Source organism: Pandoraea sp. PE-S2R-1, from assembly GCF_002179865.1.
Classification (GTDB): domain Bacteria; phylum Pseudomonadota; class Gammaproteobacteria; order Burkholderiales; family Burkholderiaceae; genus Pandoraea.
The window spans coordinates 1082532-1089772 of the sequence record NZ_NGUR01000010.1 but is presented as its reverse complement, the minus strand read 5'-3'; the positions used below and the strand labels follow the sequence as shown (position 1 = coordinate 1089772).

Here is a 7241-nt window from a genome sequence, read left to right as displayed (position 1 = left end):
CATCTTCAGTTCGTCGGGCGAGTCGTGCATCGCAGGCTCGCGCCTGTTCGTGCACAAGAAGATCTTCGACACGTTTGTCGAGCGGCTGGTCGCAGGCGCGAAGCAATTGCGCGTGGGTGACCCGCTGCGCGAAGACACGCAGATGGGCCCGCTGGTGACGTCGTCGCATCGCGAGTCGATCGAGCGTTATGTGGCCATCGGGCTGGAAGAGGGAGGCCGCCTGCTGTGCGGTGGTGAGCGTCCGGCGGGAGACGGTCGCGAGAAGGGCTACTTCTATCAGCCGACCATCATCGCAGGGCTGACCAATCAGGCGCGCATGGTGCAGGAAGAAATCTTCGGCCCGGTGCTGGCGGTGCTGCCGTTCGAGAACGAAGACGAGTTGCTGGCCGAAGCCAACGACAGCGTCTACGGGCTGGCGGCAGGCATCTGGACGCGCGACTACAAGCGCGCGTGGCGTCTGGGGCGCGCGTTGGAGACCGGCACGGTCTGGATCAACACCTACAAGCAGTTCTCGATTTCGACGCCGTTCGGCGGTTGGAAAGAGAGTGGCATGGGGCGTGAAAAGGGGCGTCTGGGGCTGCTCGAATACACGAATCAGAAGAGCCTCTACTGGGGCATGAACGACAACCCGCTCGGCTGGGCGGGGCAGGTCTGAACAACAAGCTGTGGCATCACAAGCTGCGGTGCACGGGGCATCGCGGTAACCCGAGACTTGAGCGAGGCAGAGATATGTTGTCGATTTTCCGTGCATCGTTGGCGCGTCGCGCCTTTTTGACGGCTGGCCTGTGTGCCATCACCGGGCTGGCCGCCGCGCCGGTCTGGGCGCAACAACCGACCCAGCAGATCACCTATTTGCTGCCGGCCCCGGCCAATCTGCCGGCGTTCGCGCCGCTGATGCTCGCCGAGAAGAAGGGCTACTACGCCGCCGAAGGGCTGTCGGTGCGTTGGCTCACCGTGCAGGGCGGCGCCGATGTTGGCAAGCAACTGGCGTCGGGCAACGGCGATCTGGGCGGTGGTCTGGGCGACACGCCCATCGTGCTGCGCCCCAACGGTATTCCGATCAAGGGCGTGGCACTCCTCGGCGGCCGCACGCTGCATCAGTTGGTCGTGCGTGACGACGCCAACATCAAGTCGCCGGCCGATCTGAAGGGCAAGACGATCACCGTGCTGGCTTATCAGGACACCGGCTTCTACGCCACGCTGGGGCTGCTGGCCTCGGCAGGCCTCACCCGTAACGATGCCCGCATTCAGGGCGCGGGCCCCGCAGGCGTGTGGCAGCAAGTGGCCACGGGCAAGGCCGAAGTGATGGTGGGCACGCCGGAGTGGGCGCAGAACATCGAAGACGCGGGCGTGAAGATCACCATGACGTCGACCGACAAGTATTTCCCGGGCATGGCGCAGGCGATTCTCGCCTCGGACAAAACCATTGCCGAGAAGCCCGAGATGATCCGCAAGTTCGTGCATGCCACGCTCAAGTCGGTCGCCGAGATCATGCGTGACCCGGCCGGTGCGGCGAAGGATTACTGCGCAGCGGTGCCCGCTTACAAGGGAAAGGAAGCTGAGATCGAAAAAATTCTCACGTACTACGCTCGCAATGTGTATCCGGGCCAGCAACGCCTCGGCGCGTTCGATCCGGCGCGCGTGACGAAGCTTCAGGACTTTTACGCACAGGAAAAGGTCATTCGCGAAAAGTCGAATCCGGCCGACCTGTACACCAATCAGTTCGTGCAGTAAGGCAGGCACCCCCATGCAACCGATGACCGAAAACGCTTCGCCGGTGGATGCCCCGCAGACGATGTTGCTGACGGTGGTTCTGCGCCACGATCAGTCGAACAATCTCGACGCGTTTCAGGAACGCCTGAAGGCCGCCGAGTGGTGGGAGCGCTTTCCGCCGGCGGGCGTGAAGGTGGTCTCGTGGACGGTGGCGATGGGCTTCGGCCAGATCGTGACGCTGGAGCTGCCGCCCCACCTGCTGCCAGTGGTCAACGTCGAGCTGGAGCGCTCGGCGTGGGGGGTATTTCGCACCGAATGCTATCCGACTTACGACTTTGTACCCGTGCACGCACGCATTCGCGAACGGGTTCGCCAAGGAGGGAAATAATGGATCGTTATCTTGACCCGCACCAAGCGCGTCGCCATGTGCCGACGCAATACGAAAGCCTGCTGGGCGACGCCATCGAGCGCGCCTATGCGGCCGGTACGCATGATCTGGCTGGCCTCGTCGCCTACCTGAATCGCACGGGCCCCGGCCCGCAAGAGGGCGAGCTGTGGACCGAAGCGGTCTACAAGGCGCAGATCGCCCGTATGGCCGAAGCGTAACAACATCACCTGACGATGCGCTCGCCCGCTGGCATAAGCCCCGGCGCGGCGCCGACGATGAAGAGGTCCCCCATGACTATGCAACAACCCATTCTCACTGCCGACGCCATCCTCGAGCGTGGACTGAAGAATCTCTGGTATCCGATTTGCCCGTCGCACATGGTTGGCCGCGAGCCGGTCTCGCTGCGCCGTCTGGGCAAGAAGCTCGTGTTCTGGCGCGATCAGGACAACAACGTGCACGCGCTCGACGACCATTGCCCGCACCGGGGCGCGCCGCTCTCGAAGGGCATCGTGATGGGCGACCGCATCGCCTGCGGTTATCACGGCGTGCAAGTGCGCAGCGACGGCACGGTGATGCGTGTGCCCGGCAGCCCGGGCTGCAAGCTCGAAGGCTCGCGCCCGACGCAGGCGTATCACATCGTTGAGCGCAACGAAGCCATCTGGCTGTACAACGCGACGGAAAACATCGACACGCCGCCCCCGCTGGTGCTGCCGGAAGAGCTCGACGCCGACGGCGAATTCTCGTCGTTCCTCTGCTACACCGAGTGGAAGGGCGACTACCGTTACGTGCTCGATAACGTGATGGATCCGATGCACGGCACGTATCTGCACAAGCAGTCGCACTCGATGGCCGAGGGCGACAACACGGCAGCGTTCCGCATTCGCGATACCGACCGTGGCTTCGTGTTCGAGAAGGAAGGCCAGCGCGATGTGAACTTCGACTGGACCGAGTGGGCAGACACTGGCACGCACTGGATGCGGCTGGAGATTCCGTACCCGAAGACGGGCGGCCCCGGTGGCAACTTCGTGATCGTGGGCAGCTACACGCCGATTTCGCCGACGCTCGCCGCCGTGTTCCATTGGCGCTGTCGCAAGTTGCAGGACTGGCAGCGCGATACGTGGCGCTTCCTGTATCGCAATCGCCTCGAGGCGCGCCACTGGGCCGTGCTGGAACAAGACCGCGTGATGCTCGAAGACATGGAACTCGATGCGAATCAGAACGAGCACTTGTATCAACACGATATGGGCATCGTACGTCTGCGCCGCCATCTGAAGAATCTGGCGAAGGCCGAGCTTGAACGCCTGCAACAAGGCAAGGCGGCGTAAGCCGAACGAGACGACACATGTCATCGAACGCACAAGCCGCCATCGCGCCGAAGGCTGAACGCATTCACGCGCCGAGCGTGCCCGATCTGGGCACGGCGACGTGGACGAACGGCATTCGCTTCGGCAACGAGATTCTGATGTCGGGCATGACTGCGCATCCGGCGACGCGCAACGCCGCGCAACCTTTGACGACGTACGAGCAGACGCTGGTCGTGCTCGGCAAGATTCGGGCGCTGGTCGAAGCAGGCGGCGGGCATCTCGGCAACATCTACAAATTGGTCGTGTACGTGACCGATATCGCCGACAAGGATGAAGTGGGCCGCGCGCGCCGCGAGTTTTTCGCGGACGTGGCGGCGAACGGTGGCACCTATCCGTGCTCGACGCTCGTGGCAGTGAGCGGGCTGGTGTTTCCCGAGTTGCGCGTGGAAATCGAGGCGTTCGCGCGTCTTGATATCGATTTGTCCGAAGCCGGTTGACGGGAACGAACCCCGGGACCGGTGAATATCAATACCGACGCAGGACACCCCTGCGAGCAACATCAGAGAGCTGGGTCATGAGCAAGTCAAACCTGAGCGCCATGGTGCGCACGCTTCGTTACGAGGCGGCCGGCATCATGAGTATCGAACTCGTGCCTGCCGCTGGCGGCGACGCACAGTCCAGCACGTTCCCCGGCTTCACGCCGGGTGCGCACATCGATCTGCATCTGCCGAGCGGGCTGTTGCGCAGCTACTCGCTCGTGAACGCGCCGGGTGAGACGAACCGCTACGTCCTTGGCATCCTCGCCGATCCGAAGAGCCGAGGCGGGTCGCGCTTCATCCACGACAACTTCCGCGTGGGCATGACGCTCGACATCTCGGCGCCGCGTAATCACTTCGAACTCGACGAGAGCGCAGCGCATACGGTGCTCGTGGCAGGTGGCATCGGCGTGACACCGATTCTCTGCATGTATCGCCGTCTGCGCGCGCTGGGGCGCAGCGTGAAGTTACTCTACTGTGCGCGCACCGCACCGCAGGCCGCTTTCATCGACGAGATTCGCGCGCTGGGTGGCGACGTCACCTATCACTTTGACGATCAGCAGGGCGGCAAGCCTGCCTCGTTGGCGGGTTTCCTCGCCGGACAACCCGCTGGTACGCATGCCTATTGCTGCGGCCCGGGCGTGATGCTCGACGCCTTCGAAGCGGCATGTGCCGACGCCGGGATTGCCAACGTGCATATCGAACGATTTGCGGCGGCACCCGATGCGCCACCGCCCGCGACAAGCGAAGGCTATGTCGTCAAGCTGGCGAAAAGCGGCAAGGAGCTTGCGGTGCCTGCGGGTGCAACGTTGCTCGACACGCTGCTTGCCGCGGGCATCGATGCAGAGCACAGCTGCATGGAAGGTATCTGCGGCGCGTGTGAAACGCGTGTGCTGGAAGGCTGCCCCGATCACCGTGACTCAGTGCTGAGCGCTGGTGAGCGCGCGGCAAATAACGTGATGATGATCTGCGTGTCCGGTTGCAAAGGCGACCGCCTGACGCTGGATCTTTGAAACCGATTTATCCCGACTTATCACCCGAGACTGCCATGACGATTCTGGGCATCGAACAGATTACTTACGGGGTGACCGACCTCGACACCTGCCGCCGCTTTCTCGCCGACTGGGGCCTGACCGAAGTCTCGGCCGACACCGACGGTGTGCGTTTCGAAACGCTCAACGGTGGCCGTGTGCTGGCAGTCCGTCACGACGATCCGTCGCTGCCGCCTGCGATGGAAGAGGGCCCGACGCTGCGTGAGGTGACGTGGGGCGTGGCGACCGCCGACGAGGTCGCCACCATCGCCGACAAGCTGGCGGGGCAGCCGGGGTACTACTTCGCAGAAGGTGCCACGGGATGCATTGACCCGAACGGTTTGGCCGTGGGCGTGGAAGTGAGCACCAAGCGGGCGCTCGACGTGCAAGGCGCGCCCACCAACCCGTGGGGTATTCCCGCGCAGCGCGTGAATACGCCGAGCCCGGTGTACGAGCGGGCGCAGCCGATTGAAGTCGGGCATGTGGTGTTCTTCACCAATGCGCTTGCAGCGACGCAGAAATTTTACGAGGACAAGCTGGGTTTCGAGCTATCCGACCGTTATCCGGATCGCGGCGCGTTCATGCGCTGCGCACCGCACGGCGGGCACCACGATTTGTTCTTGCTGGCGTTGCCGAATGGAAAGCGTGGGCTGAACCACGTGGCTTTCACGGTGCGCGATATCCACGAAGTATTCGGTGGCGGCATGCACATCGATCGCTGCGGCTGGGAGACGCAACTCGGCCCGGGCCGTCATCCGATCTCGTCGGCGTACTTCTGGTACTTCAAAAACCCGTGCGGCGCGTTGATCGAGTATTACGCGGACGAGGATGTGCTGACGCCGGAGTGGCAGCCGCGCGACTTTGAGCCGGGGCCGACGGTGTTCGCGGAATGGGCAGTCGATGGCGGTATCGACGGCACGTCGCGCCGTCAGAAGAAGGGCGGCGAAGCGCCGACCGGCAAGTTCATGACCGACACGGCCAAGCGCTGAGCCGGTCATCGCGGGCGCGCCGATCCGGGGGGAACGGCGCGCCCGCACCTATCTTTTTGGCGCGCTGGCTTACTTGGCCAGTTCGGCGTCGATGGCGGCGACCAGACGCGGATCGTCGGCCTTCACGTCGGGCGAGAAGCGCGCGACGACTTGGCCGTTGCGGCCAACCAGAAACTTCTCGAAGTTCCAAAGCACATCGGCGGGGTTCTCCCGCTCGACGCCAAATCCTTTCAGACGTTCGCGGAACGGGCCTTCGCCCGTGGCTTCCGGCTTGGCATCGACCAGCGCCGCGTAGAGCGGATGGCGGTCGTCACCGAGCACCGAGATCTTGGCAAACAGCGGGAAGGTCACGTTGTATTGCGTGGAACAGAAATCCAGAATTTCCTGATCGGTGCCCGGCTCTTGCCCCTTGAAGTTGTTCGCAGGGAAGGCCAGCACTTCCAGCCCCGCACCGCGCTTGTCTTCGTACAGGCGTTCCAGTCCTTCATATTGCGGCGTGAGGCCGCACTTCGACGCGACATTCACCACCAGACGCACCTTGCCGGCGTAATCGCCGAGCTTGGACGGAGTGCCGTCGTTACGGTTGACGGCAATGGTTTCGATATTCGTGCTCATGCGTGAATTCCTTTTTCGAGAGTGACCCGGGAGTGGCGAGGATCAACGAAGTCGAGTGTATCGGAAGCCCGGAAACGGCGCTGACGGCGGCCTGATCCGGGTATCGATTTATACGATTTGGTTGATTCTGAAGCGATGTAAGGAACATGTAAGCCGAAAGAGGTTGCACGTTCGGGTTGCACTTCGGGAGTTAAATCCTGATGGTGGAGGTTTGGGCGGATTTTCTCGTTTCTTACGTTGCAGTTACATATTTTTGGAAATTTTTTGGCCAGATGTTGTTTCAGTTGGACAACGAAGATTTCAATGAAATCAATGATTTATTTTCGCTCTCCGATTCCCGATTGACAGTCGTGAAAGCCTGTGAAAGTATTCGCGGAATTAAAAATAGTTACCGCATATAACAAGCACACAGCGCTGATTGACAGCGCGAGTCAATAAAACGGGGTTGTCCGAATGCTTCGTACTGCTTTTCAGACGTCTGATACCTTTGCGCGAGTGCAAATTTCCTTTGCCGTACAGCAAAGCGATGCGCCGTCAGCGCTTTCCGTCCTGCCCGACCGACTCATCCGCTTCTCTAGCGTCATGACGCACTAGCGTCGGCGCACCGTCCCGCCTTCATCGCCCATATCAACGGACTTCGCCCGCGTGGCGGAGCTTTTGCGTTG

Annotated in this window: 9 protein-coding genes; 8 read left to right on the top strand and 1 reads right to left on the bottom strand. The window is 62.2% G+C overall.

The window, feature by feature from the left end; translation table 11 throughout:
• The 8 genes from CDV44_RS15200 to CDV44_RS15165 form a co-directional block, all read left to right on the top strand.
• A partial coding sequence (locus CDV44_RS15200; protein ID WP_141118743.1) for an aldehyde dehydrogenase family protein occupies positions 1 to 655 on the top strand: 655 nt, incomplete at its 5' end.
• Positions 656 to 729: 74 nt separating this feature from the next.
• Entirely contained in the window at positions 730 to 1734 is a 1005-nt protein-coding gene (locus CDV44_RS15195; protein ID WP_087688711.1) for an ABC transporter substrate-binding protein, read from the top strand.
• 22 nt (positions 1735 to 1756) lie between these two features.
• Entirely contained in the window at positions 1757 to 2101 is a 345-nt protein-coding gene (locus CDV44_RS15190; protein ID WP_087688795.1) for a hypothetical protein, read from the top strand.
• Complete coding sequence (locus tag CDV44_RS15185; protein WP_087688710.1) at positions 2101 to 2319, top strand: recombinase-like helix-turn-helix domain-containing protein; 219 nt, start codon at positions 2101 to 2103, stop codon at positions 2317 to 2319. The genes CDV44_RS15190 and CDV44_RS15185 overlap by 1 nt, the downstream gene beginning before the upstream one ends.
• Before the next feature lie 72 nt (positions 2320 to 2391).
• Complete coding sequence (locus CDV44_RS15180; RefSeq protein WP_087688709.1) at positions 2392 to 3426, top strand: aromatic ring-hydroxylating dioxygenase subunit alpha; 1035 nt, start codon at positions 2392 to 2394, stop codon at positions 3424 to 3426.
• Positions 3427 to 3443: 17 nt separating this feature from the next.
• Positions 3444 to 3902, top strand: a complete 459-nt coding sequence (locus tag CDV44_RS15175) for a RidA family protein (RefSeq protein WP_087688708.1) — start codon at positions 3444 to 3446, stop codon at positions 3900 to 3902.
• Positions 3903 to 3979: 77 nt separating this feature from the next.
• A complete protein-coding gene (locus CDV44_RS15170; protein WP_087688707.1) occupies positions 3980 to 4954 on the top strand; it encodes a PDR/VanB family oxidoreductase in 975 nt (324 codons plus the stop codon).
• Positions 4955 to 4989: 35 nt separating this feature from the next.
• Positions 4990 to 5961, top strand: a complete 972-nt coding sequence (locus tag CDV44_RS15165; RefSeq protein WP_087688706.1) for a VOC family protein — start codon at positions 4990 to 4992, stop codon at positions 5959 to 5961.
• Positions 5962 to 6030: 69 nt separating this feature from the next.
• On the opposite strand, the gene CDV44_RS15160 is transcribed toward CDV44_RS15165, so the two are convergent.
• Positions 6031 to 6576 (bottom strand): glutathione peroxidase, encoded by a 546-nt coding sequence (locus CDV44_RS15160; protein WP_087688705.1) that lies wholly within the window; start codon positions 6574 to 6576, stop codon positions 6031 to 6033.
• Positions 6577 to 7241 lie beyond the last annotated feature (665 nt).

What these genes read in the sequence shown, in the direction of transcription:
- CDV44_RS15160 (WP_087688705.1), bottom strand. Translation starts at nt 6,576, where the DNA reads ATGAGCACGAATATCGAAACCATTGCCGTCAACCGTAACGACGGCACT.
- CDV44_RS15185 (WP_087688710.1), top strand. Translation starts at nt 2,101, where the DNA reads ATGGATCGTTATCTTGACCCGCACCAAGCGCGTCGCCATGTGCCGACG.
- CDV44_RS15170 (WP_087688707.1), top strand. Translation starts at nt 3,980, where the DNA reads ATGAGCAAGTCAAACCTGAGCGCCATGGTGCGCACGCTTCGTTACGAG.
- CDV44_RS15165 (WP_087688706.1), top strand. Translation starts at nt 4,990, where the DNA reads ATGACGATTCTGGGCATCGAACAGATTACTTACGGGGTGACCGACCTC.
- CDV44_RS15190 (WP_087688795.1), top strand. Translation starts at nt 1,757, where the DNA reads ATGACCGAAAACGCTTCGCCGGTGGATGCCCCGCAGACGATGTTGCTG.
- CDV44_RS15175 (WP_087688708.1), top strand. Translation starts at nt 3,444, where the DNA reads ATGTCATCGAACGCACAAGCCGCCATCGCGCCGAAGGCTGAACGCATT.
- CDV44_RS15180 (WP_087688709.1), top strand. Translation starts at nt 2,392, where the DNA reads ATGACTATGCAACAACCCATTCTCACTGCCGACGCCATCCTCGAGCGT.
- CDV44_RS15195 (WP_087688711.1), top strand. Translation starts at nt 730, where the DNA reads ATGTTGTCGATTTTCCGTGCATCGTTGGCGCGTCGCGCCTTTTTGACG.